This window comes from Pandoraea sp., assembly GCF_004297875.1.
Classification (GTDB): domain Bacteria; phylum Pseudomonadota; class Gammaproteobacteria; order Burkholderiales; family Burkholderiaceae; genus Pandoraea.
On the sequence record NZ_SCSK01000001.1, the window covers coordinates 96,946 to 122,219 of the forward strand.

The window sequence follows — 25,274 nt, forward strand, 5'->3', positions numbered from 1 at the left end:
TTCGGGCTGGCGGGGCTCAGGCCACGGCGCGCAGGCCCGCATCGGCCAGCAGTTCGGCGGCCTTGTCGGTCGCCTCCCAGGTGAATTCCGGCTCTTCGCGACCGAAATGGCCGTAGGCTGCGGCCTTGGTGTAAATCGGACGCAGCAGGTCGAGCATCTGGATAATGCCCTTGGGTCGCAGATCGAAATGCTTCATCACCAGTTCGGTGATCTTCGCATCGCTGACCTTGCCGGTGCCGAAGGTATTGACCATCACCGAGGTCGGGCGCGCCACGCCGATCGCATAAGACACCTGAATCAGGCATTTTTCCGCCAGACCGGCGGCCACGATGTTTTTCGCAACGTAACGGCCCGCATAGGCAGCCGAACGGTCTACCTTGGACGGGTCCTTGCCGGAGAAGGCTCCGCCGCCGTGCGGCGCGGCTCCGCCGTACGTGTCGACGATGATCTTGCGCCCGGTCAGGCCGGCGTCGCCCTGCGGGCCGCCAACCACGAAGCGTCCGGTCGGATTCACCAGGAATTTGACGTCGCCCTTGATGAGATCCTTCGGCAGCACTGGCTTGATGATTTCCTCGACGACTGCCTCGCGCAATTTGTCCAGTGTGATGTCAGGGTGATGCTGGGTCGAGAGCACGACCGTGTCGATGCTGTGCGGCCGGTCGTTGACGTAACGGATCGTCACCTGCGACTTGGCATCCGGGCGCAGCCAGTCCAGGCGGCCGTCGCGACGCAGCTCGGATTGCCGCTCGACCAGCCGGTGCGCCAGATAAATTGGCAGCGGCATCAGCTCCGGCGTCTCGTTGCAGGCGAAACCGAACATCAGGCCCTGGTCGCCGGCGCCCTGGTCGAGGTTGTCGTCGTGGGCGCGGTCCACGCCCTGCGCGATGTCGGGTGATTGGCGGTCGTAGGCCACGAGCACCGCGCAACCCTTGTAGTCGATGCCGTAGTCGGTGTTGTCGTAACCGATGCGGCGGATCGTTTCGCGCGCGACCTGCTGGTAATCGACGGTGGCGGTGGTGGTGATTTCACCGGCCATCACGACCAGGCCGGTATTGCATAGTGTCTCGGCTGCGACGCGCGCATACTTGTCCTGGGCCAGGATGGCGTCGAGCACAGCATCGGAAATCTGGTCGGCCACCTTGTCGGGATGGCCTTCGGAAACGGACTCGGAGGTAAACAGGTAGTCGGTCGCCACTTCAAGCTCCTAAACGATTTTGGCTTTTCACGTTGCCGTCTTTCGTTGAAGCGGCGACGCTTTAGCGGATTACTTTACTGACGGCCGGGTCACCCCGACCGTGAATCGCCCCGCAAGTTGTCTGTTAACTCGGCGATCCGTTTATTATACGCCTCTGAAAATTTTTGCGCTGTCAAGTCGCCGCAGGGGGGTCGCCGAGGATGAGCGAGCAGGGGCGCGGCGGCTTTGCGGCTGATTGTGATTCGATTATGTCCAAGAAGAAACCCGGGAAATTCGGTTACTTGTTCGGCGCGACCTTGTTGCGCGCCCTGAATTGCCTGCCTTATGGCGTGGTGGGCCGATTCGGCGATGCGCTGGGCAGCCTGCTGTACCTGATCCCAAGTTCGCGCCGCCGGGTCGTGCACACCAATTTGCGCCTGTGTTTCCCGCACTGGGATGACGCGCAGCGCGAGCGCGTGGCGCGCGCCGCGTTCCGGCACGCGATTCGCAGCTACGCCGAGCGCAGCGTGCAGTGGTTTGCCGACCGCGAGAAGATGGAGCGACTGGTGCAGGTCGAGAGCGAAGTGGACCTGACCGATCCCGACATGCCGCCGACGATTCTGCTCGGGTTTCATTTTGTCGGCATCGAGGCGGGCTCGATTTTTATCAACCATGCGCTCAGGCGGCCATGCGCTTCGCTCTACACGCCGATGTCGAACCCGTTTTTCGACGCGCTGGCCAAACGGCAGCGGGGCCGTTTCGACGCCGAAATGATATCGCGCGCCGACAGCGCGCGAGAGGTGCTGAGGGTGCTGCGCGAGCGCAAGCCGATCATGCTGGCCGCGGATATGGACTATGGGTTGCGCAATTCGGTGTTCGTGCCGTTTTTCGGTGTGCAGGCATGCACCCTGACATCGATCTCGCGTCTGGCGCAGGCCGGCCGCGCGCAGATCCTGCCGATCGTCACCGAAGTGCTGCCGAATTACCGCGGCTACAAGCTCAAGGTGTTCGCCCCGTGGGAGAATTACCCGAGCGGTGACCCGGTGGCCGATACGCGCCGCATGAATGCCTTCCTCGAGGAACAGATCCTGCGCATGCCAGAGCAGTACTACTGGGTGCACAAGCGCTTCAAGACGCGGCCCGAGGGCGAGGCCGGCGTGTATTGACGCCGGTGCCGGCGCCGCGACTCCACTACAATAGCGCAATGAAACTCAAATTCACCAAAATGCACGGCGCCGGCAACGACTTTGTCGTGCTCGACGGCATCCATCAACAGGTAGACCTGAGTGCCGAGCAATGGCGCGCGCTGGCCGACCGCCACTTCGGTGTGGGCGCGGACCAGCTCCTGGTGGTCGAGAAGCCGACCATCGATGGCGTCGATTTCCGCTACCGGATTTTCAATGCGGACGGTGGCGAGGTCGAGCATTGCGGCAATGGCGCGCGCTGCTTCGTCAAATTCGTGCGCGACCATCAGCTGACCGACCAGCGCAGCGTGCGCGTACAGGTGCAACAGGGCATTCTCACCCTGACCATGCATGAGGACGGGCAAGTCTCGGTCGATATGGGCCGGCCAGAACTGTCGCCGGCCAAGGTGCCATTCGACGCGCACGGGCTCACCGGCCGGCCGGAGCATGACGATCTGCTATGGCCGCTCGAGGTCGACGGCAAGACCGTCTGGATCTCCGTGGTGTCGATGGGCAACCCTCACGCGGTGCAAACGGTCGATGACGTCGAGCGGTTCCCGGTGGCGCACGATGGCCCGCTCATCGAGCGTCATGCGCGCTTTCCGAACCGGGTCAATGCCGGGTTCATGCAAGTGCTCGATCGTCACACGATCAGGTTGCGCGTCTACGAGCGGGGCGCCGGCGAGACGCTCGCTTGCGGCACGGGCGCATGCGCGGCGGTGGTGGCCGGCATTCGCCGCGGTTTGCTCGATACCCCGGTAGCAGTGCATACGCACGGCGGCATCCTGTCGATCGCCTGGGACGGTGCCGGCGCTGTCGTCATGACCGGCGCGGCAACCACCGTGTTCGAAGGCGAAATCGAACTGTAATGCGAGGCGCGCACCCTTGGCGGGCGCCCTCCTCATTTTCACGGACACCATGAACGATCGCGACATTGCCGAATATTTGCAGTCCCACCCCGAATTCTTCGAAAAGCATGCTGAATTGGTGGCCAACATCAAGCTGACCAGCCCGCATGGCCAGCGCGCCGTGTCGCTGCAGGAGCGGCAGGTCGAGATGCAGCGCGACAAAAACAAGCAGCTCGAACGCCGTCTGGCCGAGCTGCTGCGTTATGGTCACGAGAACGACGGCACCTCGAGCAAAATTCATCGCTGGACTTTGCAAGTGCTCGGCGAGCGCGATCCGCACGCCGTGCCGGGCGCCATCACGCGAGGCTTGCGTGAGGTGTTCGACGTGCCGGTCTCGGCATTGCGCGCGTGGCATGTCGACGAACCTTATCAGCCGGCCGAATTTGCGCGCAATGTCAGCGAGGAAGTGCGCATCTTCGCGGGCAGTCTGAGCACTCCGTACTGCGGCAGCAACACCGGCTTCGAGGCGGTGACCTGGCTGGGCGCCGAAGTCGAGCCCGCATCGGTGGCGCTGCTGGCCTTGCGCGATCCGCTGCGCGAGGACGCCGAAGTATTCGGGTTGCTGGTCATGGGCTCGCCCGACCCGCGTCGCTTTCACGCAGGCATGTCGACCGATTTCCTCACGCAGATCGGGCAGCTGGCCAGCGCCACGCTCGGCAGGCTGCGGACCACCTGCTAAGCGCTGTCCAAAGCCCCATGCCGACCCGCGCAGACGACCTCGCCGAGCCTGAATCTGGGCGAGCCGGGCAAGCGCAGGTGCATGAATATCTCGCGGCACTGGCGACCGAGCGCAAGCTCGCCACGCATACGCTGGAGGGCTATCGACGCGATCTGGCGCAATTGATGCAGCTGGCCGACGGCAGGGCGCTGGCGCAATTGACGCATCCCGATATTCGCCGGTTTGCCATGCAATTGCATGCGCAAGGCCTGAGCGGGCGCTCTATTGCGCGCAAATTGTCGGCCTGGCGCGGATTCTTCGCGTGGCTGGCGCAGCGCGTGGCGCTCGCGGCCAATCCGGTCAATGGGGTGCGCGCGCCCAAGAGCCCCAAACCCTTGCCCAAGGCATTGTCGGCCGAGCAGGCCGTGGCGCTCACGGCCTATTGTGCAGGTGACGAGCCGCTTGCCCGGCGCAATCACGCGATGTTCGAGTTGCTTTATTCGTCCGGGCTGCGCCTGTCCGAACTGGTCAGTCTCGATACAGCATTCTTTGACAGCTCCGGCTATCGTTCACGCAGCTGGCTCAACGCCGCCGAGCACGAAGTCGTGGTGACAGGCAAAGGCGGAAAAATGCGCAGCGTACCGGTTGGCAGCCATGCGGCCAAGGCCCTTCAGGCGTGGCTGGCCGTGCGCGAACAAATGGCCAGGGGCGAGCCGCACGCCCTTTTTCTGTCGGTGCGCGGAGCCCGCATCAATGCCCGAGCCGTTCAGCTTGCGCTCGAGCAGCACGCGCTGGCCGCGGGCTTGCCAACCCATGTGCATCCGCACATGCTGCGGCACTCGTTCGCCTCCCACGTGCTGCAATCGAGCGGCGATCTGCGCGCGGTGCAGGAAATGCTGGGGCACGCCAATATTTCCACCACGCAGATCTATACCAAGCTCGACTTCCAGCATCTGGCCAAGGTTTATGATCAGGCCCATCCGCGCGCCAAAAAGAAAGATTGAGCCGGGTCGCCGGGGCGGGTGTATCATGCGGCCCTCTTCGCCGGGCCCCGCCGCCGTGCCAGCGCCCGCGCCGATCCCTCGCACAGCCTTGCATCCATGAACACACTGATCCTCAAACCCGGTAAGGAAAAGTCGCTCTTGCGCCGCCATCCATGGATCTATGCGGGCGCCGTCGCGCGCGTGGAGGGCAAGCCCGCGCTGGGTGCCACGGTTGTGGTCAAGGCTGACGACGGCCGCTTTCTGGCGCGTGCGGCGTACAGCCCGCACTCGGCGATCCGCGCCCGGGTATGGACCCTCAACGAGGCAGAGCCGGTCGATCATGCATTTTTCAAGCGTCGCGTCCAGACGGCGCTTGCCTACCGCGAGGCCATGGTGCCCGGCACGGCGGCCGTGCGGTTGATTTTTGGCGAGGCCGATGGCCTGCCGGGGCTGATTGTCGATCGCTATCGCGGCGAGCATGGGGCTGACCAATTGGTCTGCCAATTCATGGCCGCCGGCGTCGAGCACTGGAAGGCGGCACTGGTGGCGGCACTCACCTCCGCCACCGGCTGTCCCAACGTCTATGAGCGCTCGGACGTCGCGGTGCGCGAGCGCGAAGGGCTGGCCAGCATCACCGGCGTGCTGGCCGGGGCCGAGCCGCCCGAGGCACTGCTGACCGAAGAGAGCGGCATACGCTATCACGTCGACGTGCGTCGTGGCCACAAGACCGGGTTTTATATCGATCAGCGCGACAATCGCCTGCTGATTCAGCAGCAGGCGGCGGGGCGCGACGTGCTCAACTGCTTTTGCTATACCGGTGGCTTTTCGCTGGCGGCCCTCAAGGGCGGAGCACGCCACGTGATTTCGATCGACTCTTCCGGCGAGGCGCTCGCGCTGGCTGCGCGCAACGCACAGGCCAATGGCTTCGAAGCGTCGCGCGCCGAGTGGCGGGACGCGGACGTGTTCAAGACGCTGCGAGCGCTGCGCGAGGAAGGCAAGAGTTTTGACATGATCGTGCTCGATCCCCCGAAATTCGCGCCGTCTCCGCAACACGTGACGCGCGCCGCGCGCGCCTACAAGGACATCAATATGGCAGCGCTGCGCCTGTTGCGCCCCGGCGGCCAGTTGTGGACCTATTCGTGTTCCGGCGCGATCGACGGCGAATTGTTCCAGAAGATCGTGGCCGGCGCGGCGGCCGATGCCGGCGTCGACGCCCGCCTGCTCAGACGCCTGTCGGCCGGGCTCGATCATCCGATGCTGATGAGCTTTCCCGAAGGCGAATATCTGAAAGGGTTGTGGCTGCAGCGGGCCGATTAACGACTGGCGCGGCCGGCTGACGAGCCCGCGAGGGTGGCGCCATGCTGATGCAACTCTGTTGCGTCTGTAAAATGGCTGTGCTTAAATCGGCCCATGGATAAGCTTGTCTTGCAGCCCTACCTGGAACAGGCGTGTGACCGTCTACGCGAGCGCGGCGAGCGGGTGACGGCTGCCCGCGCCAGGATTTTCGCGCTGCTGCTCAAGGCCGGCCGGCCGCTGGCGCATCATGAAGTGCTGGCCGCCCTGGCCGGCGATCCGCTCGACCGGGTGACCGTCTACCGCGTGCTCGACTGGCTGGTGGCGCAAGGCTGGGCGCTCAGGCAGGTCGGCGACGACCGGCTTTACCGCTTTGCGATGGCAACGGCCGCGGGCGCCGAGCAGGCGCTGGCGGCACAACCCCACGCCGGGCATGGTCATTTCCGCTGCATGCAGTGCCATCGCACCTTTTGCCTTGACGATTGGCCGGCTCGCCCCCAACTGAGCGGGCACGAGTTCAGGCGGTTACCGCGGGGCTTTGTCGGCGAGCAGATCGAATTTACCGTTCGGGGCAGGTGCGCTCAATGCGCGAGTTGACGGCGCTGGTTGAAGCCCTGGCTTTCGGATTTCAGCAATTTCATTGAAAAGGACCTCATCTCCATGATTCCCGTGACCATCCTGACCGGCTTTCTCGGCAGTGGCAAAACGACGCTGCTCAAGCGGATCCTTACCGAAGCGCACGGCATGAAGATCGCCGTGATCGAAAACGAATTCGGCGAGGAGAATATCGATAACGATATTCTGGTGCAGGAAAGCAGCGAGCAGATCGTGCAGATGAGCAATGGCTGCATCTGCTGCACGATTCGCGGCGATCTGGTGCAGGCGCTGTCCGATCTGAATACGCGGCGCGATGACGGGCAGATCGCGTTTGATCGCGTCGTGATCGAGACGACGGGGCTGGCCAATCCGGGCCCGGTCGCGCAAACTTTTTTCATCGACGACGAAATCGCCGATACGTACCGGCTCGATGCGGTCATCACGCTGGTCGACGCCAAGCACGGCCAGCAGCAGCTCGATCAGCACGAGGTCGTGCAGCGGCAGGTCGGGTTCGCCGACCGCCTGTTCATCACCAAGTCCGACCAGGTAAACGAAGCCGAGCTGGCCGAACTCAAGCATCGCCTCACGCATATGAACCCGCGCGCGCCTCAGCAGCAGGTCAACTTCGGGGATGCGAACCTGAAAGACTTTTTCGATCTGAACGGATTCAATCTGAACGAGAAGCTGGACATCGACCCCGATTTTCTCGCCGACGAGGCCCACGAGCATGAGCATGGGCACGATCACGATCACGCGCATTGCGGTCATGATCACCACCACCATCATCACGCTCACGACGATGCGATCAAATCCTTCACGTTCCGCAGTGAGCGTCCTTTCGATGCGGCAAAGCTGGAGGATTTCCTGGGCAGCATTCTGCAGGTGTACGGCGAGCGCTTATTGCGTTATAAAGGTGTGTTGAGCATGAAAGGCGTTCCCCGGCGGGTGGTTTTCCAAGGCGTGCATCAGATGATGGGCAGCGACCTGGGACGACCGTGGCAGATCGGCGAGCGGCCGAATACCAAAATGGTATTTATCGGGGCCGATTTGCCGAAAGAGATTATTCTGCAAGGATTGGAGCGCTGCCTGATTTAACGGGCAACAGGCGTTCCGGGCATTGAAGAATGATTCGGTTACAATACCTGCCCACCGGGGGTCGCGGCGCCAGCGCGCCGCATGCACATTGCCGGTGCAATGGTAAGAAGGGTGCGTATCGCCAAACGGGGTGCGGGAGCGTTGGAGCGACCCATTTCGAGGCGGCAGCGGGGTGGGAGACACCGCGCTGCGTCTGATGGCGGGATGGTTCGGCGATGCGGCACACCAGGAGGTTAGCCCGGAGCCGTATTGCCACGTGACCGATACGGAACCGGTAGCACTGGCGCTGAGGCCGGCGATATGCCGGCTGCGGCATCGCCAGCCAATCCGAGAGAGATGCCACAAAAACCCATGAGCAAGAAAAAACTTTTGACCGAAGCCGAAATCCTGAAGATGAGCGAGAAGGATTACATGAACGAGGATCAGCTCGCGTTCTTCAAGCATCGGCTCGAGCAGCTTCAGGAAGAAATTCTTCGCAATGCGGGGCAAACGACGGAGAATCTGCGTGAGACCGTGATTGTCCCCGACCCGGCCGACCGCGCGACCATCGAGGAAGAGCACGCGCTCGAGTTGCGCACGCGCGATCGGGAGCGCAAGCTTCTCAAGAAGGTGCAACAGTCGCTCGCGCGCATCGAATCGGGCGAATACGGCTGGTGCGAGGAAACCGGCGAGCCGATCGGCGTGCCGCGATTGCTGGCGCGGCCGACCGCCACGCTGTCGCTCGAAGCGCAGGAGCGGCGCGAATTGCGCCAAAAACTGTTCGGCGACTGATCGGTCTGCAACACAACCGCACCAGTGTGGTTTTTTAATCACACTGGTAACGAGTTTCCCCGAAAAGCACACGCAGCGCGTGTGCTTTTTTCATGCTGCGCCGCGGCCTTGATATTTTTTTGGCTGCCCTAAACTACAAAAACAATCTTCGTCCAAACCGCCGGCGGTCACCTCCCGCGGCCTTGGGCGGTTTTTCACGGGCAGATCGTGCCCCTCTAGAAGGAACAGGCATGGAGCAATATCACGGTACGACGATTGTCTCGGTTCGGCGCGGCAACCAGGTGGCGCTGGGCGGCGACGGCCAGGTCACATTGGGCAATATCGTCATGAAGGGCAGCGCGCGCAAGGTGCGCCGCATTTACCAGGGCAAGGTGCTGGTGGGCTTCGCGGGCGGCACCGCCGACGCTTTTTCGTTGCTGGACCGCTTCGAGGCCAAGCTCGAGAAGCATCAGGGCAATCTGACGCGTGCCGCGGTCGAACTCGCCAAGGATTGGCGCACCGATCGCATGTTGCGCCGGCTCGAGGCGATGCTGATCGCCGCCGACAGCGAGACCACGCTGGTGTTGACGGGCAACGGGGACGTGCTCGACCCGGAAGGCGGCATTGCCGCGATCGGTTCGGGCGGCTCCTACGCGCAAGCCGCAGCTCGCGCGCTGTTCGAAAACACTGACTTGACGCCCGAAGAGATCGTGCGCAAGTCGCTGGCCATCGCCGGCGAGATGTGCATCTACACCAACAGCAACCACATCATCGAGACGCTCGAATAAGCGGGCCACAGGATCGGACTCATGACACATATGACGCCTTCCGAAATCGTTTCGGAACTTGATAAGCACATCATTGGACAGCACAAGGCCAAGAAGGCCGTCGCGGTGGCGTTGCGCAACCGCTGGCGCCGGCAGCAGGTCGCCGACCCGCTGCGCCAGGAAATCACGCCGAAGAACATCCTGATGATCGGCCCGACCGGGGTCGGCAAAACCGAAATCGCGCGTCGCCTGGCCAAGCTGGCAGACGCGCCGTTCATCAAGATCGAGGCCACCAAATTCACCGAAGTCGGCTACGTCGGGCGCGATGTCGACAGCATCGTGCGGGACCTGATCGAGATCGCCGTCAAGCAGACCCGCGAGACCGAAATGCGCAAGGTGCGCACCAAGGCCGAAGATCAGGCCGAGGACCGCATCCTCGACATCCTGCTGCCGCCCGCGCGGGAGCCGTCGCGTGACATTCGCTTTCACGCGGCCGACAGCGCTCCGGAAGAAGGGCCGGAGAGCGCGACGCGACAGACCTTCCGCAAACGCTTGCGAGAAGGCCAGCTCGACGACAAGGACATCGAAGTCGATCTGGAGCAGGCCGCCCCCGGCATGGAAATCATGGGCCCGCCCGGCATGGAAGAAATGACCGAGCAGATCAAGGGCATGTTCGCCAATCTGGGCACGGGCCGCAAGAAACGCCAGAAGCTCAAGGTCAAGGAAGCGCTCAAGCTGCTCACCGACGAGGAAGCGGCGAAAATGCTCAACGACGACGAGATCAAGCTGCAGGCGGTGCGCAATGTCGAGCAAAACGGCATCGTGTTCCTCGACGAAATCGACAAGATCGCTTCACGCAGCGAAGTGGGCGGCGGCGAGGTTTCCCGGCAAGGTGTGCAGCGCGATCTGCTGCCGCTGGTCGAAGGCACCACGATCAGCACCAAATACGGCATGATCAAGACCGATCACATCCTGTTCATTGCCAGCGGCGCCTTTCATCTGGCCAAGCCGAGCGATCTGATTCCCGAGTTGCAGGGTCGCTTCCCGATTCGCGTCGAGCTCGACTCGCTGTCCGTGGGCGACTTTGAATCGATCCTGACCCAGACCGATGCGAGCCTCGTCAAGCAGTACCAGGCGCTGCTCGCGACCGAGGACGTGGGGCTGGAGTTCAGCCGGGACGGCATTCAGCGCCTGGCGGAAATCGCCTACTCGGTCAATGAGAAGACCGAAAACATCGGTGCGCGGCGGCTCTATACGGTGATGGAAAAACTGCTGGAAGAGATTTCCTTCTCGGCAGGCAAACGCGCCAGCGAGCAGGTGGTGATCGACGCCGCCTATGTCGACAAGTACCTCGGCGCGCTGTCGCAGGACGAAGATCTGTCGCGTTACGTTCTCTGAGGCGGCGCGCCTGCGGCGTGTTGCCTGATGATATTGATTGGCCGCCTGCGCGGCCAATTTTTTTGCCCTCGCTATTGCTTGACCGGCTTCTTGGCGAGTTTGCGCTGCAATGTGCGGCGATGCATGTTCAGGGCGCGGGCGGTGGCCGAGACATTGCCCTCGTGCTCGGCCAGGACACGCTGGATATGCTCCCACTCCAGCCGAGCCACCGACAGCGGCGACGGGCGCTCGAGGGCCGCCTCGGCACGCGCCTCGCTTGCGTCCAGGCGCAGTGACGCCAGGATCGTCTCGGCATTGGCCGGTTTGGCCAGATAATTGTCGGCGCCGTCTTTGACGGCCTGCACGGCCGTGGCGATGCTGGCGTAGCCGGTCAGCACCAAAATACTGGCCTTGGGCTGCAGCGCGCGCAACGGCGCGATCAGCGGCAGGCCGGGATCCGGCCCCAGGTGCAGGTCGACGGTGATCGCGTCGAACGCGCGCGTGCGCGCCAGCGCCAGCGCCGCGCTCGCATCGTGCGCGATCTGCACGGCAAAGCCGCGACGCGTGAGCGCGCGTGCCAGCGTGCTGGCAAATACGGGGTTGTCGTCGATCAGAAGAAAATGCTGCTCGCTCATTCGGGTAGCGTCTCGTTATCGGTGGATAGGTCCGGTGAGTCCGGGCGCGACCTGGGCGTCATCGGCAGACGCAATTCGGCGCGCGTGCCCAGCGGACGGTTCTCGTGCAGCGCCAGTGTGCCGCCCAGCCGCGCCACACTCGCAAATGCCAGGTACAGCCCCATGCCGTGGCCGCCGTGGCTGCTCACCACCGGAGCCGTGCCGAGTTGGGTGCGCAGCAGCGGATGAATGCCCGGCCCACGATCGATAACATGGAAGACCAGGCCGGAGCTGCTCAGTTCGCAGCCGAGCACGACGTGCGAGGGGCAGACCGTTGCTGCATTATCGAGCAGAATCGTCAGAATTTGTCCGACCTGCACGGTATCGTCGACCGGCGCACTCAGTGTACGCGGCAGCTTCAGCGTGAATTCCACATTGGGATGGCGCAGCCGCCATTGCTCGACGAACGCCGGCAGCCAGACCTGCACCGATTGGCGCACGGACGCCGCCGCGCGCGCCTGAACATGGCCGATCGCCCCCTTGCACAGCGCGATCTGCTGCTCCAGCGTCTCCAGGTCGGCGTCGAACGGCTTCAGTTCCGGGTTGGTGCGCATCTCGTCGCGCAACTCGCCGATCACCACCGCCATGGTCGACAATGGCGTGCCGAGTTCATGCGCGACACTGGCTGCCTGCGAGCCGAGCGCGGCCATCCGCTCGTCGCGCAGCAGGCGCTGCTCGGCGGCCGAGAGTTGGGCATCCCGGGTGCGCAGGGCGCCCGACATGCGCGAGACGAACCACGTGATCAACAGCACGCTGATGACGAAATTGACCCACAGACCGGCCAGGTGCAACGTCATCAGATCGGCCGGATAGTCCAGATTCAGGGGCACATAGGCGACGCTCAGAATCCCGTAGGCGGTCAGCGACAGCAGCGCCAGCAGCGCCGCATAGCGCCATGGCAATACCGCCGCGGCAATCGCCAGTCCGGGCAGATAGAGCGAGACGAACGGGTTGGTCGCGCCGCCCGAGAAGAACAGCAGGACCGACAGCGCGCCGATGTCCACCAGCAGATGGCCCATCAATTCCACGTCGGTATCGCGGCCGAGCTTGCCGGCGGTGAATTGCATGCGCACCCATGTCAGCCCGTTGAAAGCCACCTCCAGGGCGATCACCACCAGCATTGGCGTGAGCGGGAAGTGGGCGCCCAGTCCCTCGCGGGCGACGAAGATGGCAATGAGCTGGCCGGCAATCGACAGGCAGCGCAGCCAGAACAGCTGGGCGAGGTTGGTGCGTCCGGAGGGAAACAGTTTCATGGCGGCGAGTTTACCGCGCAGGGAGCGCGACAAACTGCGACACTATGCCACATTGGCGCAGGCTGTCGCGCGCGGGCGTAGACTATGGAACGAGCATGCCCCTATGCGAGCCGATGGCTGGGACGCCTGGGGCGGCAGCGATGGTCCTGTCCGGATCGTAATCATCATGGCCAACAAAACGCTCGGTACTCGCCAGAAACTGGTATTTCGCGATGGGCAGCAAAAGCGCGTCAGCCCGCCGCGCAAGCAGGCCCCCGTGCCTGGTCCGCCCGCATCGCCGTGGCGCACGGGCACACCGCACAATGCCGGCGCCGGCCCGCGGCAGGGCGCCAATCGGCGCCTGTGTCCGTGGCTGCCGGCCGCAAGCAAGGACGACGTGCCGCAAGATTGAGCGCCGCGCGCGGATCGGCCGTCACCGCCCGTTACGTATGGCGGCGGCCTGCGCCGCGCTCAGGCACGCAGGGCACAGGCAGCGGTCATATTCGCCCAGTTGTTCGCGCGGCAGATGCGGCGCGGTATAACACCAGCATCGCGCGGCGCCCTGCGCATGCCCGCAACTCACCGGCGCGCCGCAACGGGGGCAGTCGGCCGGTGTCGCCATGCCATCGCGATTGCCTTGGGTAGCGCGCGGCACGGTCAGTCATCCTGGCCGAGTTGGCGCATGGCGCGGCGCAGCAGGCGCATCTGCCTGTTGAAGATCGTGCAGGCGTCGCAAATCACCAGGTGCGCCCGCAGCCGCACACGCTCGAAGCTACCGAGTTGGCGATCCATGCGCTCGATCACCAGACGGTGTGCTTGATGGCAAGTCAATTTGAATTTCATCGGCAACCCCCAGGCGTTAAGCGCTTTGACCCAGCCAGTTCAGATCGAGACACTCGCGCAGCCGCATGCGTGCCCGGTAGAGCATGACCCAAACATGAGTCGTACTCACGCCCAGCTCCTTACAGATTTCGTCGGTGTCGAGTTCGAGCCACTCCCGCATCATGAACACCCGCCCGGTCTTGGCGGGCAGCTTCTCGACACACAACTCCAGGATCTCGAAAAACTGCTTTTGCCGCAATACGGCGTCCGGATCGCCCCAGTCTCGCGGCTTATCGCGGAAGTGCCCGGTGGTGTCGAACAGCGCGTCGAACAGTTCGTCGTCGGTGCGCTCGTCGTCGGCCCCGGCGTGCGACAGCGAGATTTCCCGCGCGCCGGCGCGCAGTGCGTCGATGATCTTGTGCTTGAGAATGCCTGTCAGATACGTCTTGAGCGACGATTGGCCGGCAAAGCGATCGGGCCGCTCGAGCGCGGCGATCAGTGTTTCCTGCACCACGTCCTCGGCCATCGCGTCGTTGCGCAGCTGCAGCCGCGCAAACTTCAGCAGTGGCGTACGCAGTGTTTCCAGTTCGGCGGTATCGACCGTCATGCCGATGCTCTCGGGTTCATGTGTCCGGCGCCATGCCGGCTGGTTCGGGCTTGCGGCCCTAACGTTGCGCCGGACGCGGCGCAAGGCGGATTCTACCGTGCCTGGAGAGCCCGCGGAAATCGCACGAATTCGGCGCAGTCTTGTACAATGCGCCGTGTTTCCCGACCACCGAGCGAAATCTTGCTGCCATGTCCGATCTGCCCGCCCCTAATATCGATAGCATCGCACCGACTCTGAAGGCCGAAATTCTGGCCGAGGCGCTGCCATACATCCGCAAATACCACGGCAAGACCGTGGTGATCAAATACGGCGGCAACGCGATGATCGAGGAGCGGCTCAAGCAAAGCTTCGCGCGCGACGTGATTCTGCTCAAGCTGGTCGGCATCAACCCGGTGGTGGTGCACGGGGGCGGCCCGCAAATCGATCAGGCGCTCAAGAAAATCGGCAAGCAGGGCACCTTCGTCCAGGGCATGCGCGTGACCGACGAAGAGACGATCGAAGTGGTCGAGTGGGTGCTGGGCGGCGAAGTCCAGCAGGACATCGTGATGCTGATCAATCAGTATGGCGGACAGGCGGTGGGCCTGACCGGCAAGGACGGCGGCCTGATCCACGCGCGCAAGATGATGTTGCCGGACCGCGACCGGGCCGGCGAATTCCTCGATATCGGCTTCGTCGGCGAAGTCGAGTCGATCAACCCGGCGGTGGTGCGCGCATTGCAGGACGACGCCTTCATTCCGGTGATTTCCCCGATCGGCCTGGGCGACGACGGCCAGTCCTACAACATCAACGCAGATCTGGTGGCCGGCAAGCTGGCCACCGTGCTGGGTGCCGAGAAGCTGGTCATGATGACCAACATCCCCGGCGTGATGGACAAACACGGCAATCTGCTCACCGACCTCTCGGCGCGGGAGATCGATGAACTGTTCGCCGACGGCACGATCTCGGGCGGCATGCTGCCGAAGATCTCATCGGCGCTCGATGCCGCCAAGAGCGGTGTCAAGTCGGTGCACATCATCGACGGCCGCATCGAGCACTCGGTGCTGCTCGAAATTCTGACCGAACAGCCGTTCGGTACCATGATTCGCTCGCATTGAGCGCGCCTGAGGCATTCTTTTCCTGGAGCGGCGGCAAGGATTCCTGCCTCGCGCTCCATCGTGCGCTGACCCAGGGCTACGCAGTGCGATACCTGCTGGCGATGCTCGACGAGAACGGCGCCAGTTCGCGCTCGCACGGTCTGCCGCCCGCGCTGCTGCAGGCGCAGGCCGATGCGTTGGGCATTGCGCTGGTGAGCGCGCGGGCCGGCTGGGAGTCCTACGAAAGCGTCTTTACCGCTCAATTGCAGCGCTTCGCGGCAGACGGCATTACCCACGGCGTGTTTGGCGATATAGACCTCCAGGCGCATCGCGACTGGGAAGAGAAAGTCTGCGCCGCGGCAGGACTGGAGGCCGTTTTGCCGTTGTGGCAACAGCCGCGATTGGCGTTGGCGCACGAATTCATCGCGCTGGGCTACCGCGCGATCCTGGTCTGCGTCGACGGTCGGCACCTGGGCCCGGAGTTCGTCGGCCGGGAATATGATCTGGCGCTGCTCGACGATCTGCCGCGCGATGTCGACGCCTGCGGCGAAAACGGCGAGTTTCACACCTTCGTCTATGCCGGCCCGCGCTTCACCCGGCCGGTGCCATGGAGGCTGGCCGGCGTCGAGACCATCACCGGCCCCGCCAGATACGGCAGTACGCCCTATCATCTGGCGCGACTGACCGGCTAGCAGGAGCGCATCGTGACCCCGTCCCGCCGCTGTTCCCGTTCTCGCCCGCAGAATCCCGCGCGAGGGTCCGCCGGCCCGGTCTGGCTGTTCGATCTGGACAACACGCTGCACCACGCTTCGCACGCGATTTTTCCGCGCATCAACGCCGGCATGACCGCCTACATCGTCGAGCGCCTGGGTATCGAGGTCGATCTCGCCAATCATCTGCGCGTCGAATATACGCGGCGCTACGGCGCCACGCTGTTGGGGCTGGTTCGCCACCACGGCGTCGACGCGCACGATTTTCTCGCGGCAGTTCACGATTTTCCCGATCTGAGCGCGCTGCTGCGTGCCGAGCGCGGGTTGGTACGCCACCTGCGTGCGCTACCCGGGCGTAAGTATGTGCTCACCAATGGTCCGCGGGACTATGCCGAAGCCATACTGCGGGAAATCGGCATCAGCCATGTGTTCGAACGCTGCATCAGCATCGAGCAGATGCGCGATCGCAGCGCCTGGCGAGCCAAGCCCGACCCGAAAATGATGCGCCGCCTGCTGGCGCGCGAACGGCTGCGCGCCGCGCATGTCTGGCTGGTCGAAGACACACGCTCCCATCTGAAGAATTACCGGGCGCAGGGCTTGCGCACGGTCTGGGTGACCGGCTACCTGCCGGAAAAGAGCGGTCTTGGTGCGACTAACCGGCGCAGTGGGCGCCCACATTATGTGGATATCAAAGTACAATCACTCAAAACATTGAAAAAATGCCCGATTCGCGTCGCCCGCTGATGTAGTGCCATCCGTCCGCCGAGGGGCGGCGCGGCATCAGGGCGGACAGCGCAGGGGCATCGACAAAAATTGTTACTTTATCCAGACCAGCCAATGCCACCGGAAGTCACGCCCACCGAAGCCGCTTCACCCTCCGTTCCCATGCCCGCCAAGGTGCCGCGCCCCAAACCGGGAGAGCGACGCGTCAAAGTATTGCAAACGCTCGCGGCCATGCTCGAGCAGCCCAAGAGCGAGAAAATCACCACGGCCGCGCTGGCGGCCCGGCTCGAGGTGTCCGAGGCCGCGCTGTATCGGCACTTCGCCAGCAAGGCGCAGATGTTCGAGGGCCTGATCGAATTCATCGAGCAGTCGATTTTCAGTCTCATCAATCAGATCTCGACGCAACGTGAGGCGGGCGCCGAGCAGGCGCACGCCATCGTGCTGATGCTGCTCGGTTTTGCCGAGAAAAATCCCGGCATGACGCGGGTGCTGACCGGCGAGGCGCTGGTCGGAGAACACGAGCGGCTGCAGGAGCGCATCAATCAATTGCTCGATCGCATCGAGACGTCGCTCAAGCAGGTGCTGCGCCTGGCAGCCGCTCAGGCGGGCACGCCCGACGACGGCGACGCGGCCTCGCGCGCCAATTTGCTGGTCAGCTACGCGCTGGGGCGCTGGCACCGCTACGCCAAGAGCGGCTTCAAGCGTGCGCCCAGCGAATCGGCCGAGGCGCAGGTCGCGATCCTGTTGCGCTGAGTGTGCGGCGCTGCAAGCGCCCCGACGACGCGTTATACTTGCCGCGGGTTATGCCGGCGTCGCGGCACGATGGTTCGACGCCTGGCCGGCATTTCACGGATTGCGCGCCGATTTGGTGACTCGCTTGCGGGCGCGCGGACTCCTGTCGCAAGACCGGATTTCATATAAATGCGGCTAAAGAGGTTGCCGGCGCTCATTCCCGATGTCGCCAGTCGATCGACCCCTTTGTGCCGCCCTTCGGACAAGCATTTATGGAATCGTCGATCGGCATCGTTACGCCGCAAAGCATGCATTTCGCCGAGCCCCTGCCGTTGCAGAACGGCAGCACGCTGGCCGGCTACGACCTTACCGTGGAAACCTACGGCGAACTCAACGCCGCGCGCAGCAATGCCGTGCTGGTATGCCATGCGCTCAATGCCTCCCATCACGTCGCCGGGCGCTATAGCGATGACCCCAAAACGGCTGGCTGGTGGGACAACATGGTCGGCCCCGGCAAGCCGCTCGACACCAATCGTTTCTTCGTCATCGGGGTCAACAACCTGGGTTCGTGCTTCGGCTCGACCGGCCCGATGAGCCTGGACCCGACGACCGGCAAGCCCTATGGCGCGAGTTTCCCGCTGGTGACCGTGGAGGACTGGGTCAACGCGCAGGCGCGCGTGGCCGACGCGTTCGGCATCGAGCGCTTTGCCGCGGTCATGGGCGGCAGCCTCGGGGGCATGCAGGCGATGGCGTGGAGCATCATGTACCCGGAGCGGGTCGGGCACTGCCTGGTGATCGCCTCGACGCCCAAACTCTCGGCGCAGAACATCGCCTTCAATGAAGTCGCGCGTTCGGCGATTCTGTCCGATCCGGACTTTCACGGCGGCGACTACTATGCCCATGGCGTGGTGCCGCGCCGCGGCCTGCGCGTGGCGCGCATGATCGGGCACATCACCTATCTGTCCGATGAAGACATGGCGGTCAAATTCGGCCGCTCGCTGCAGCGCGCCGAAGCGCTGGCCGACGGCGCCGCGGTCGAGCGCGACGGCTACAAGTTCAGTTTCGACGTCGAGTTCGAAGTGGAGTCGTACCTGCGCTACCAGGGCGACAAGTTTGCCGAGTATTTCGATGCCAACACCTATTTGCTGATCACCCGCGCGCTCGATTACTTCGATCCGGCACGCGCCTACGGCGGCGACCTGTCGCGCGCGCTGGCGCATACCACCGCCAAATATCTGGTGGTGTCGTTCGCCACCGATTGGCGTTTTGCTCCCGCGCGCTCGCGCGAAATCGTCAAGGCGCTGCTCGACCATCGGCACCAGGTGAGCTATGCCGAGATCGACGCGCCCCATGGCCACGACGCCTTCCTGCTGACCGATCCGCGCTACCACAACCTCGTGCGCGCCTATTACGAACGCATCGCCACGGAGGTCGGCGCATGAATGCAATCGCTACTAACCTGGCGCCGCACAGCAGCCTGCAAGGGCTCACGCCGCGTAACGACTTTCGCGTCATCGCGCGCTGGATCCAGCCCGGCTCGCAAGTGCTCGATCTGGGCTGCGGCGACGGCTCGCTGCTGCGTTTTCTGACCGACGAACTCGATGTCAGCGGCTACGGCGTCGAGATCAACGATGCCGGCGTGCTGGCCAGCGCGCAAAAGGGTATCAACGTGATCCAGCAGGACATGGAAGGCGGCCTTGCTTTGTTCGAAGACCAAAGTTTCGACATGGTGATCCTGTCGCAAACGCTGCAAACCATTCACCGCACCGCCGATATCCTGCGCGAGACGGTGCGCGTCGGGCGCGAGGCGATCGTCTCGTTCCCGAACTTCGGCTACTGGCCGCATCGCCTCGCCGTGCTGCGCGGGCGTATGCCGGTATCGAAAAGCCTGCCGTTCCAGTGGCACAACACGCCCAACGTTCGGGTGCTGACGATTCGCGATTTCGAGGCGCTGGCGCCCGAGGTCGGCGTTCGCATTCTCGACCGCGCGGTGCTGCATGATGGGCAGTCGGTGAATTGGGGTGCCAATTGGCGTGGTAGTCTTGCGGTCTATCGCGTCAAGCGCAGCTGAGCATCGGGCGGGCGGCCCGGCCGGCGCCGCCGCGCACGCCTCATCCACGAGCCGTCTTCATGTCGACACCCACATCTGATTCGCTCACGCCCAGCGGCTGGCGCGCCTATTTCAACATCCGCATGCTGATTTGCGTGGTGCTGGGATTTACCTCCGGCCTGCCGCTGTTTACCCTGATCAGCCTGGTGCAGGCGTGGCTGCGTTCGGAAGGAGTCAACCTCGAGGCGATCGGCCTGTTCGCGCTGATTCAGTTTCCCTATACGTGGAAGTTCCTCTGGTCGCCGCTGATGGACCGCTTCATGCCGAATTATCTCGGCTGGCGGCCCGGCAGGCGGCGCGGCTGGATGTTGCTCACACAGCTGCTGGTGGCCGGCACGATTGCCGTCATGGGGCTGTTCTCGCCACAGCAGAACATCTGGACGGTCGCCGCACTGGCGGCGGCGCTCGCCTTTTTCAGCGCCAGCGCCGATATCTCGATCGATGCCTACCGGCGAGAATTGCTGCCCGACCTCGAGCAAGGGTTGGGCACCGCCGTGCACGTCAATGCCTACAAGGTCGCCGGGCTGATACCAGGCTCGCTCGCGCTGATTCTGTCCGATCATCTGCCGTGGTCGCAGGTGTTTCTGATTACCGCGCTGTTCATGGTGCCGGGCATCATCATGACGCTGCTGGTGGCCGAGCCGAAGATCCAGGGGGCGCCGCCGCGCACGCTGCGCGAGGCGGTGATTTTGCCGTTCAACGAATTCATCGGCCGCGCCGGCTGGCGGCAGGCGCTATATATCCTGGGCTTCATTTTTCTGTACAAGCTCGGCGACAGCATGGCGACGTCGCTATCGACGTCGTTCTATCTCGACATCGGCTTCACGCGCACCGAGATCGGCGTGATTGCCAAAGCGACCGGCCTGTGGGCGAGCGTGGCCGGCGGCCTGATCGGCGGCGCCTGGCTGTTCAAGCTCGGTATCCATCGCGGCCTGTGGGTATTTGGCGTGGCCCAAATGATTTCCACGCTGGGGTTCGCATGGCTCGCGCATACCGGTCCGGATCTGTTCGGCCTGGGTGTGGTCATCGCTCTCGAGGCCTTTTGCGCCGGGCTGGGCACGGCCGCTTTCACCGCCTATATTGCGCGCACTACCGATCCGCGCTACACGGCCACGCAGTTTGCCCTTTTCACGAGCCTGGCATCGGTGCCGCGCACGTTTGCCAACGCCGGCACCGGTTACATCGTCGATGTCACCGGCTGGACTCACTTCTTCCTGATTTGCGCCGTGCTGGCGTTGCCCGGCATGCTGCTGCTGCCCAAGATCGCGCCGTGGGGCAAGGATCCCGATATCGACGGCTAGCGGGCCATGCCGCGCTCACTGCGCGCGCAGGCGCGCTTTGAGCCAAACGGCCAGCGCCGCGATCTCCTCGGCGCACACCGCATGCGGCATCGAGTAGGCGTGCCACGTCAGCGGATTGCCGCATTGGCGGGCAAACGCGGCGGCCTGCTCGCCCAGCGGCAGCGGCAATATCTCGTCCTGCGTGCCATGCGCGGCGAAAATCGGCGTGCCGCGATTGGCCTCGCTCAGCGCCTCGGTGATCAGATGCGGCGCCGGCAGGTAAGCCGACAGCGCGATAATGCCGGCCAGCGTCGCCGCATAGGTGAGCCCCGTCGTATAGGCCATCGCGCCGCCCTGCGAGAAGCCGGCCAGGAAGATCCTGTGGCTCGGGATGCCGCGCTCGTTCTCGCGCTCGATCAGGCGGCCAACGGCAGCACGCGAGGCCAGAATGCCGGCCTCGTCGACCCGCCGGTTCAGGCCCTCGAACGACAGAATGTCATACCATGCGCGCATCACGTAGCCGCCATTGCCTGTAACCGGAATCTGCGGCGCATGCGGAAACACGAAGCGCACCGCTGGCGCGTCGTCCAGCGCCAGCTCCGGCACGAGCGGCACGAAGTCGTTGCCGTCGGCGCCCAGGCCATGCAGCCAGATTACCGCGAAAGCCGGGTTTGGCTCGGTTTCGATTTCGATGCAGGGCAGTAAGGTGCTCATGGTGTGGGCTCGCAGTTCTCGGGGTCAAAGGGCCGCTTTCGATCGGAGCGGCTGCCGACAAGATACCCGCTTCGTCGGGTAAAGGGCACCGCCTGTGTGGCGCAACCGGCCAGTGGCTCAGTCCGATGCGCCGTCACGGGCATCGACGTACACCCAGGCATCCTGGCCCGAGTCGAGCCTGACGCGTTCGCGCCGGTAGTCCGACACCTCGTAGGCATCGGCATGGGCCAGCTCCGCCGCGGTAATGGCGAACACCGTGCCGGGGACGCCGTCGGCCGCCAGCCCCGTGAAACTGGCGATCGGGTGGTGGGTCTTGCCGCTGGTGGCGAGCACCGCCGCGTCGCGTATTTCCAGCAGGGTCAGCCGGTAGCCGGGCAACCGATCGGCCTGGCCGGCCAGCAGCCGCCCGAAAGTGGCGAGCTGCACGGCTTCCAACTGGAGCGTGCCGTAAGAAAACAAGTATTCAGTGGCTTGCGCGGGCGAAGCGGACATGATGCGTACCTTGTGTGTGGGGAGTGCGGTGTTGCCGGACATGCGGGGTGGCCGGCGGCACGCGCATCGCCTATGGTGCCACGGGTTGGCCGGGCGTGCGTGGGGCGCTCGCGCCTGCCACCAGGCGCCGTGCCGATCTGAGGTGCGCCACGGTGGCCGCACGCGCCAGCCGCGCGTTGCCGGCCTGGCATGCGGCGAGAATTTGCGCATGCTCCAATTGAAAGGCCTGGGTCTGCGCCAGCAGCGTCTCCTGCAGACGCTCGTAACGTTCCACCTGATTGCGCAATTCCCAGATGACCTTCAGTTGTTGGCGGTTGCCGCAAGGTGCGTACAGCAGCGCGTGGAACTCGCGATTGAGCTCGCCCTGCTTCTCGCGTGTGCCGGCCTCGCCCAGCAGCCGGTGAACCAGTTCGGCGCGGGCCAGCGTCTCGGCGCTCAGGTTGGGCACCGCGCGGTAGATTGCATCGCCTTCGAGCAGCATGCGCAACCGGTAGATTTCATCGAGGTCGGCCGCGTCGAGCGTGCGCACCACCGCGCCCCGGTTCTTGTGAATCTCCACCAGCCCCTCGAATGCGAGTTTTTGCAGCGCTTCGCGCAACGGGATACGGCTGACCGCGAAGCGGCTGGCGAGGTCGCGCTCGACCAGGCGCGTGCCGTCCGGCAAATCGCCCTCGGCAATCGCCTGGCGCAAACGCGCTGCGACGGCATCGGCGGTTGAGTCGATTGATTTTTCCATCGAATTAATCTGGCTTGGATGGCATAATGGTATACCATCCAACAGGAGTTGACCATGACAGCAGCAGCTACGCCCACCGTCCCTTACTACGCCGTGATTTTCACCTCGATCCGCACCGACGGCGACAACGGTTACGAAAAGATGTCGAATGCAATGGTGCAGCTGGCCGCTCAGCAACCGGGCTTCCTCGGCGTCGAGTCCGCCCGTGACGGCCTGGGCATTACGGTGTCCTACTGGGAGAGCCTGGAGGCGATCGCCGCATGGAAGCAAAATACCGCGCATCTGGTGGCTCAGCAGCGCGGCCGCGACACCTGGTACGAGACATTCAAGGTGCGGATCTGCCGGGTCGAGCGGGACTACGCTTTCGCCAGGGCCGAGCACTAGTCCCGGCGGCGCGGACGGCATCGCGCGGTGCTCAGGTTCGGTCGGCCGCGCGAATCATTTCGATGAGCTGCCGCAGCCCGGGCAGTGTCTGCCGGCGGCTCGGGTAGTACATCACCATCGGCGGGCCGGCGACGGCCCAATCGGGCAGCACGATCTCCAGCCGCCCGGCCTGCAGATCGGGTGCAACGCGCCGCTCCAGGCAGTAGGCAAGTGCCAAACCGCCGAGCGCCGCATCGACTGCCACATCGGTTTCGTTGGCGCTGATCGCACCCGGCACATCCAGCGCCAGCGCCTGTTCGCCGTTGCTCAGCTCCCATTTGTACAGTGAATTGTCGCCGATGCGCATGCGCACGCAGGCGTGATGCATCAGATCTTCCGGCCTGGCTGGCCGCCCGTGCCGCGCCAGATACGCCGGCGAGCCCACCACGACCCAGCGCAACGGCCCGCTCAGCGGAGTAGCGATCATGTCGCGCGGCACGGTGTCTCCATAGCGAATGCCGGCGTCATATCCCTCGGCAATGATGTCGACCAGGTGATCGTCCACGGTGATATCGAGTTGGATGTCCGGGTAGGCGCTGAAGAAGGCCGGCAGCACCGGGCTGAGCAGCAGGCGCGACGCATCGCGCGGCACATTCAGGCGCAAGCGCCCGGCAGGCGAGCCGCGATAGCGCTCGAGTTGATCGAGCGCCTCGCCGATCGTGTGAAAACCGCGCTCAAGTTGTTCCGCGAGTGCCATGCCCGCGGCCGTCGGCACCACCGAGCGGCTGGTGCGGTTCAGCAGCTTGACGCCCAGGCGCGTCTCCAGGTTGCGCATCGCGTGGCTGAGCGCCGATGTCGAGACACCGAGTTCGGCGGCAGACAGTCGAAAGCTGCGGCGACGGCAAATGGTGACGAAGACGTTGAGATCCGCCAGATCGGAGCGATTGAAAACGGGCATGTGAGGGAGTCGGAGTATGCCAACGACGGCAACGAACGGGTTGCTGCAATGCGCGTTCAACGCGGCATTGAATTTATTTCAATTTTACATGAGTTAAATTAAATGCCGTTGGCGCCTCGCAGCATGTCCGGTGGCTATTGGCCGGCAAGCGCAAGCGCCGTTTCAGCATGGGAGTCAATCAGCATGACAGTGGAAACCACGCGCATCGACGGCATCGCCACGCCGGTCTCGCGCATCGGCCTGGGTACCTGGGCCATCGGCGGCTGGATGTGGGGCGGCGCCGACGATACCGCATCGATCGCGACGATCCGCAACGCGATCGATCAAGGCATCAATCTGATCGATACCGCTCCCGTATATGGCTTCGGCCACGCCGAGGAGGTGGTCGGCAAGGCGCTGGAAGGCCGGCGCGAGCAGGCCGTGATCGCCACCAAAGTGGCGCTCGAGTGGGGCGACGACGGCATCAGGCGCAATTCGACACCGGCCCGCATTCGCACCGAAATCGAAGACTCGCTGCGCCGCCTGCGCACCGATCGCATCGATTTGTACCAGGTGCACTGGCCCGACCCCCGCGTGCCGTTCGAGGAAACCGCGGCCGAGTTGGAGAAGCTGCGCGAGGAGGGGAAAATTCTCGCCATCGGCGTGAGCAATTTTTCGCCCGAGCAAATGGACGTGTTCGGCCGCGCGGCCAGGCTGGCCGCCGTGCAGCCGCCGTACAATCTGTTCGAACGGGCGATCGAGGCGGATGTGCTGCCCTATGCCAAATCGCATGGCTTGACCGTGCTTGCCTACGGCGCGCTGTGCCGTGGGCTGCTCTCGGGCCGCATGAGCGCTTCGACCCGATTCGACGGCGACGACCTGCGCAACCATGACCCGAAATTCCAGCCGCCGCGCTTCGCGCAATACCTGGCTGCGGTCGGCGCGCTCGCGCAACTGTCGCATGATCGGCACGGCAAGTCGGTGCTGGCGCTGGCGATTCGGTGGATTCTCGATCAGGGCCCGACCATCGCGCTGTGGGGCGCGCGGCGACCCGACCAGTTGCGCGGCATCGACGACGCCTTTGGCTGGCGTCTGAGCCCCGAGGATCTGGCCGATATCGATGCGTTGCTGGCCAGGCACATTACCAGTCCGGTCGGGCCGGAATTCATGGCGCCGCCGCTGCGCTAGCCGTGCCCGTATCGGCACGACGCGGACTTGACCGAATGCGCGCGCCCACTCGGTGCGCGCTCCCTTTTTGATTGATGCAATGTCAACAGGAGATG

The 25,274-nt window shown here is 64.1% G+C and carries 30 protein-coding genes; 20 read left to right on the forward strand and 10 right to left on the reverse strand.

Annotation, left to right across the window (positions count from 1 at the left end):
* Positions 1 to 16: 16 nt before the first annotated feature.
* Positions 17 to 1,195 carry a methionine adenosyltransferase gene (metK, locus tag EPN80_RS00460; RefSeq protein WP_047215451.1) on the reverse strand — a complete coding sequence of 393 codons (1,179 nt, stop codon included), beginning with the start codon at positions 1,193 to 1,195 and terminating at the stop codon, positions 17 to 19.
* A gap of 248 nt (positions 1,196 to 1,443) precedes the next feature.
* Here metK and EPN80_RS00465 point away from each other — a divergent pair, with 248 nt between their 5' ends.
* The 10 genes from EPN80_RS00465 to hslU all read left to right on the forward strand — a co-directional run bounded on the left by EPN80_RS00465 (position 1,444) and on the right by hslU (position 10,807).
* A complete protein-coding gene (locus EPN80_RS00465) occupies positions 1,444 to 2,340 on the forward strand; it encodes a lipid A biosynthesis lauroyl acyltransferase (RefSeq protein ID WP_047216734.1) in 897 nt (298 codons plus the stop codon).
* Between the two features lie 38 nt (positions 2,341 to 2,378).
* Positions 2,379 to 3,227, forward strand: coding sequence for a diaminopimelate epimerase (dapF, locus tag EPN80_RS00470; RefSeq protein ID WP_047215450.1), 849 nt, complete (start codon positions 2,379 to 2,381; stop codon positions 3,225 to 3,227).
* A gap of 49 nt (positions 3,228 to 3,276) precedes the next feature.
* Positions 3,277 to 3,945: a DUF484 family protein gene (locus tag EPN80_RS00475; protein WP_047216733.1), complete on the forward strand. Its 669-nt coding sequence runs from the start codon at positions 3,277 to 3,279 to the stop codon at positions 3,943 to 3,945.
* Between the two features lie 17 nt (positions 3,946 to 3,962).
* Positions 3,963 to 4,928, forward strand: a complete 966-nt coding sequence (gene xerC, locus EPN80_RS00480) for a tyrosine recombinase XerC (RefSeq protein ID WP_047215449.1) — start codon at positions 3,963 to 3,965, stop codon at positions 4,926 to 4,928.
* A gap of 96 nt (positions 4,929 to 5,024) precedes the next feature.
* Positions 5,025 to 6,224, forward strand: coding sequence for a class I SAM-dependent rRNA methyltransferase (locus EPN80_RS00485; protein WP_047215448.1), 1,200 nt, complete (start codon positions 5,025 to 5,027; stop codon positions 6,222 to 6,224).
* A gap of 93 nt (positions 6,225 to 6,317) precedes the next feature.
* Complete coding sequence (locus EPN80_RS00490; RefSeq protein ID WP_047215447.1) at positions 6,318 to 6,797, forward strand: Fur family transcriptional regulator; 480 nt, start codon at positions 6,318 to 6,320, stop codon at positions 6,795 to 6,797.
* 63 nt (positions 6,798 to 6,860) lie between these two features.
* Positions 6,861 to 7,892, forward strand: coding sequence for a GTP-binding protein (locus EPN80_RS00495; protein ID WP_047216732.1), 1,032 nt, complete (start codon positions 6,861 to 6,863; stop codon positions 7,890 to 7,892).
* Between the two features lie 351 nt (positions 7,893 to 8,243).
* Complete coding sequence (gene dksA, locus EPN80_RS00500) at positions 8,244 to 8,663, forward strand: RNA polymerase-binding protein DksA (protein ID WP_047215446.1); 420 nt, start codon at positions 8,244 to 8,246, stop codon at positions 8,661 to 8,663.
* A 230-nt stretch (positions 8,664 to 8,893) separates the two neighbouring features.
* Positions 8,894 to 9,430 carry an ATP-dependent protease subunit HslV gene (hslV, locus tag EPN80_RS00505; RefSeq protein ID WP_047215445.1) on the forward strand — a complete coding sequence of 179 codons (537 nt, stop codon included), beginning with the start codon at positions 8,894 to 8,896 and terminating at the stop codon, positions 9,428 to 9,430.
* A 21-nt stretch (positions 9,431 to 9,451) separates the two neighbouring features.
* The gene (gene hslU / locus EPN80_RS00510) at positions 9,452 to 10,807 is read left to right on the forward strand and encodes an ATP-dependent protease ATPase subunit HslU (RefSeq protein WP_047215444.1); all 1,356 of its coding nucleotides are present in this window, start codon (positions 9,452 to 9,454) and stop codon (positions 10,805 to 10,807) included.
* 71 nt (positions 10,808 to 10,878) lie between these two features.
* Here hslU and EPN80_RS00515 read toward each other — a convergent pair whose 3' ends face one another.
* Positions 10,879 to 11,421, reverse strand: a complete 543-nt coding sequence (locus EPN80_RS00515) for a response regulator transcription factor (protein WP_047215443.1) — start codon at positions 11,419 to 11,421, stop codon at positions 10,879 to 10,881.
* Positions 11,418 to 12,713: an ATP-binding protein gene (locus EPN80_RS00520; RefSeq protein WP_293022264.1), complete on the reverse strand. Its 1,296-nt coding sequence runs from the start codon at positions 12,711 to 12,713 to the stop codon at positions 11,418 to 11,420. The genes EPN80_RS00515 and EPN80_RS00520 overlap by 4 nt, the downstream gene beginning before the upstream one ends.
* Positions 12,714 to 12,816: 103 nt before the next feature.
* Here EPN80_RS00520 and EPN80_RS00525 point away from each other — a divergent pair, with 103 nt between their 5' ends.
* Positions 12,817 to 13,104 (forward strand): hypothetical protein, encoded by a 288-nt coding sequence (locus tag EPN80_RS00525; RefSeq protein ID WP_293022267.1) that lies wholly within the window; start codon positions 12,817 to 12,819, stop codon positions 13,102 to 13,104.
* Between the two features lie 21 nt (positions 13,105 to 13,125).
* On the opposite strand, the gene EPN80_RS00530 is transcribed toward EPN80_RS00525, so the two are convergent.
* Genes EPN80_RS00530 through EPN80_RS00540 form a run of 3 tightly spaced genes read right to left on the reverse strand, consistent with a single transcriptional unit; the run spans position 13,126 to position 14,121 of the window.
* Positions 13,126 to 13,347, reverse strand: coding sequence for a cysteine-rich CWC family protein (locus tag EPN80_RS00530; RefSeq protein ID WP_293022270.1), 222 nt, complete (start codon positions 13,345 to 13,347; stop codon positions 13,126 to 13,128).
* A gap of 2 nt (positions 13,348 to 13,349) precedes the next feature.
* Positions 13,350 to 13,535 carry a zf-HC2 domain-containing protein gene (locus EPN80_RS00535; RefSeq protein ID WP_047216731.1) on the reverse strand — a complete coding sequence of 62 codons (186 nt, stop codon included), beginning with the start codon at positions 13,533 to 13,535 and terminating at the stop codon, positions 13,350 to 13,352.
* A 16-nt stretch (positions 13,536 to 13,551) separates the two neighbouring features.
* Positions 13,552 to 14,121 (reverse strand): sigma-70 family RNA polymerase sigma factor, encoded by a 570-nt coding sequence (locus tag EPN80_RS00540; RefSeq protein ID WP_293022273.1) that lies wholly within the window; start codon positions 14,119 to 14,121, stop codon positions 13,552 to 13,554.
* A 188-nt stretch (positions 14,122 to 14,309) separates the two neighbouring features.
* On the opposite strand from EPN80_RS00540, the gene argB reads away from it, so the two are divergent.
* The 7 genes from argB to EPN80_RS00575 all read left to right on the forward strand — a co-directional run bounded on the left by argB (position 14,310) and on the right by EPN80_RS00575 (position 20,770).
* Positions 14,310 to 15,215, forward strand: coding sequence for an acetylglutamate kinase (gene argB / locus EPN80_RS00545; RefSeq protein ID WP_047216730.1), 906 nt, complete (start codon positions 14,310 to 14,312; stop codon positions 15,213 to 15,215).
* Positions 15,212 to 15,886, forward strand: coding sequence for a diphthine--ammonia ligase (locus EPN80_RS00550; RefSeq protein ID WP_047215438.1), 675 nt, complete (start codon positions 15,212 to 15,214; stop codon positions 15,884 to 15,886). The genes argB and EPN80_RS00550 overlap by 4 nt, the downstream gene beginning before the upstream one ends.
* A gap of 12 nt (positions 15,887 to 15,898) precedes the next feature.
* Positions 15,899 to 16,648, forward strand: a complete 750-nt coding sequence (locus EPN80_RS00555; protein ID WP_062551242.1) for a pyrimidine 5'-nucleotidase — start codon at positions 15,899 to 15,901, stop codon at positions 16,646 to 16,648.
* A 141-nt stretch (positions 16,649 to 16,789) separates the two neighbouring features.
* Positions 16,790 to 17,380, forward strand: a complete 591-nt coding sequence (slmA, locus tag EPN80_RS00560) for a nucleoid occlusion factor SlmA (protein ID WP_237170378.1) — start codon at positions 16,790 to 16,792, stop codon at positions 17,378 to 17,380.
* Positions 17,381 to 17,631: 251 nt separating this feature from the next.
* Positions 17,632 to 18,801, forward strand: coding sequence for a homoserine O-acetyltransferase (locus tag EPN80_RS00565; RefSeq protein ID WP_293022279.1), 1,170 nt, complete (start codon positions 17,632 to 17,634; stop codon positions 18,799 to 18,801).
* Complete coding sequence (gene metW, locus EPN80_RS00570) at positions 18,798 to 19,430, forward strand: methionine biosynthesis protein MetW (RefSeq protein ID WP_293022281.1); 633 nt, start codon at positions 18,798 to 18,800, stop codon at positions 19,428 to 19,430. The genes EPN80_RS00565 and metW overlap by 4 nt, the downstream gene beginning before the upstream one ends.
* Before the next feature lie 59 nt (positions 19,431 to 19,489).
* A complete protein-coding gene (locus EPN80_RS00575; RefSeq protein WP_293022283.1) occupies positions 19,490 to 20,770 on the forward strand; it encodes an AmpG family muropeptide MFS transporter in 1,281 nt (426 codons plus the stop codon).
* A 15-nt stretch (positions 20,771 to 20,785) separates the two neighbouring features.
* Here the strand turns inward: EPN80_RS00575 and EPN80_RS00580 are convergent, their stop codons facing one another.
* From EPN80_RS00580 to EPN80_RS00590, 3 genes are all read right to left on the reverse strand, one after another.
* Entirely contained in the window at positions 20,786 to 21,463 is a 678-nt protein-coding gene (locus tag EPN80_RS00580; protein WP_293022285.1) for an alpha/beta hydrolase, read from the reverse strand.
* Positions 21,464 to 21,580: 117 nt separating this feature from the next.
* Positions 21,581 to 21,955: a gamma-glutamylcyclotransferase family protein gene (locus EPN80_RS00585; protein ID WP_047216728.1), complete on the reverse strand. Its 375-nt coding sequence runs from the start codon at positions 21,953 to 21,955 to the stop codon at positions 21,581 to 21,583.
* 70 nt (positions 21,956 to 22,025) lie between these two features.
* Positions 22,026 to 22,691, reverse strand: coding sequence for a GntR family transcriptional regulator (locus EPN80_RS00590; protein ID WP_047215432.1), 666 nt, complete (start codon positions 22,689 to 22,691; stop codon positions 22,026 to 22,028).
* A 54-nt stretch (positions 22,692 to 22,745) separates the two neighbouring features.
* On the opposite strand from EPN80_RS00590, the gene EPN80_RS00595 reads away from it, so the two are divergent.
* Positions 22,746 to 23,075 (forward strand): antibiotic biosynthesis monooxygenase, encoded by a 330-nt coding sequence (locus EPN80_RS00595; RefSeq protein WP_293022289.1) that lies wholly within the window; start codon positions 22,746 to 22,748, stop codon positions 23,073 to 23,075.
* 31 nt (positions 23,076 to 23,106) lie between these two features.
* Here EPN80_RS00595 and EPN80_RS00600 read toward each other — a convergent pair whose 3' ends face one another.
* Positions 23,107 to 24,012 carry a LysR family transcriptional regulator gene (locus tag EPN80_RS00600; protein WP_293022290.1) on the reverse strand — a complete coding sequence of 302 codons (906 nt, stop codon included), beginning with the start codon at positions 24,010 to 24,012 and terminating at the stop codon, positions 23,107 to 23,109.
* A gap of 183 nt (positions 24,013 to 24,195) precedes the next feature.
* Between EPN80_RS00600 and EPN80_RS00605 the strand changes: the two genes are divergently transcribed.
* Positions 24,196 to 25,179 carry an aldo/keto reductase gene (locus tag EPN80_RS00605; protein ID WP_293022293.1) on the forward strand — a complete coding sequence of 328 codons (984 nt, stop codon included), beginning with the start codon at positions 24,196 to 24,198 and terminating at the stop codon, positions 25,177 to 25,179.
* Positions 25,180 to 25,274: the final 95 nt, after the last annotated feature.